This is a genomic window from Psychrobacter sp. T6-1 (assembly GCF_052258445.1).
In genome coordinates, this window is sequence record NZ_JBQQFC010000377.1 from 1 (window position 1) to 2,049 (window position 2,049).

Here is a 2,049-nt window from a genome sequence, read left to right on the forward strand (position 1 = left end):
CTTTTGGTTGCCGTATCCTCATCGTTTTGCGCAAACAGCGAGTCACCAGCTTGCAGGTTGGCGACAAAGCCTGTCTTATTGACCCATTCTGTGACCTGCTCTGGTGTCGTCTCGCTAGGATTGTAGTCAACATTGGCAGTCTCACCTGCGAAGTTGACGCTCACCTCATAGATAGAGGGCTTTTTATTGAGCACTTTTTCAATACGCGAGGCACAGGCTTGGCACGACATACCGTAAATCGCCAATTGCAAATGCGCACGTTGCGGCGCTTGCTGAGTGTTTGACTCAACATCGGTGTTAACCTCATTGCTGACCTTGTTGGCAGTACCAGCATTATAGTTAGAATCAGTCGCGGCGCTAGAATCAGTCATAGATAAAACTCAAAATACGATGGATAGGGATACAATTTTTAGCAATGCATTTTATTATACTAAAAAACATACTATAGTAATGAGATGGTTGCTATTACCGCTAATGCAAGTGATTAAACGGTTATCAGTAGTGAATAGCCTTGCTACCACTCAGTAATGAGACTGCCATTAAAAAAACCAGCCATAATAGCTGGTTTTGAGATCGTACTCTAAAATTATGAGTTAGCGACTTCGGCATCAAAACCGCCTTCAGTAATGACTGCAGCGATCTCGTCCGCGCTGGTCATAGTGTCATCAAAAGTAACGGTCGCCTGATTGGTTGGTAGCTCAACCGTCATGCTGATGAGACCTTCAAGCTCGGTGGTCACGCCGTGTACACTCTCTACGCATTTGTCACAAGTCATACCGTCAATTTTGATAATTCTAGTTTGATGTGCCATGCTAGGCTCCTTTTTATTAGATCAAATTAATGTTAATTATAAGCTTGGAATAAGCTAATACCTTTATACCCTAAGCGATATCAGTACCAACATCAACTCAGTTTGGTAAAGAAGTTCGCGACTACTCATGATTAAAATTTAATTGTCAGGGTTTTGCGGCGCGTCAATCGGAAATGGCTGCGTCACATAATCGACCATACTAATCGCTGCGGTGAACGCATGAATGCTGGTATCGGTATCGTCATAGCGGATAAGCGCTGTATTAGTATCCGCATCAAGCTCTACCGCAACGACGCCAGTTATATTCTGTAGCGCAGTCATCACACTATCCAAACCCTCAGCATCATCGATATTCTCAATGCTGACCTTTGCCATCTTAATCGCCATTGCCTTATCCTTTTATTACAAATTTAGCTACTCTGTTGCTCTCACCCTTGTTTAATGAGTATCTAACACCGCAAAGCTTTTTACCAGATCATCGATTTGTTTTAACTGGCTTAAAAAAGGTTCAAGCTGACTGGTTCTGAGCGCGCATGGGCCATCACACTTCGCAGTTTCTGGATTAGGATGCGCTTCCAAAAACAGCCCTGCTAGTCCCGTTGCCATGCCAGCACGCGCAAGCGTCGTTATTTGCTCGCGGCGCCCGCCTGCGCTATCACTACGAGCGCCTGGCTGCTGTAAGCTATGCGTCACATCAAAGAACACTGGCACATTCATCTGCTTCATCGTATCAAAGCCGAGCATGTCGACAACCAGATTATTATAGCCAAAAGCACTTCCACGCTCACATAAGATGAGGGTGTCGTTGCCCGCCTCTAAGCACTTATTCATAATATGACGCATCTCATGCGGCGCTAAGAACTGGGCTTTTTTGATATTGATAATCGCGCCTGTCTTTGCCATAGACTCTACCAGATCCGTCTGACGGGATAAAAACGCAGGCAGCTGGATAATATCAGATACCTCGCTAACGAGCTGCGCTTGATACGGCTCGTGCACATCAGTAATAATCGGCACTTGAAACTTCTCTTTGATTTGTCCTAGCCAATCAATACCCTTCTCGAGCCCCGGGCCTCGATATGAGTGTAGGCTGGAGCGATTGGCTTTATCAAAGCTGGCTTTAAACACATAGCCGATGCCCAGACGCTCACATATCTCGATGTATTGTTCAGCGATCTCAAACGCCATCTCTTTTGATTCAAGGACATTCATCCCACCAAAAAGTACAAACGGCTGAT

The 2,049-nt window shown here is 45.2% G+C and carries 4 protein-coding genes; all 4 read right to left on the bottom strand.

The genetic code is table 11. The features are described from left to right. Positions 1-371, bottom strand: a 371-nt coding sequence (locus tag ACTXGO_RS12940; protein ID WP_443574814.1) for a cation transporter, incomplete at its 3' end; no start/stop codon positions are given. Between the two features lie 215 nt (positions 372-586). After that, entirely contained in the window at positions 587-811 is a 225-nt protein-coding gene (locus ACTXGO_RS12945) for a heavy-metal-associated domain-containing protein (protein ID WP_317198653.1), read from the bottom strand. Between the two features lie 138 nt (positions 812-949). Further along, on the bottom strand, positions 950-1,198 hold the full coding sequence (locus ACTXGO_RS12950; protein WP_317198654.1) for a heavy-metal-associated domain-containing protein: 249 nt from the start codon (positions 1,196-1,198) through the stop codon (positions 950-952). Positions 1,199-1,249: 51 nt separating this feature from the next. After that, the coding region (gene kdsA / locus ACTXGO_RS12955) for a 3-deoxy-8-phosphooctulonate synthase (RefSeq protein WP_443574815.1) at positions 1,250-2,049 on the bottom strand (800 nt) is incomplete at its 5' end.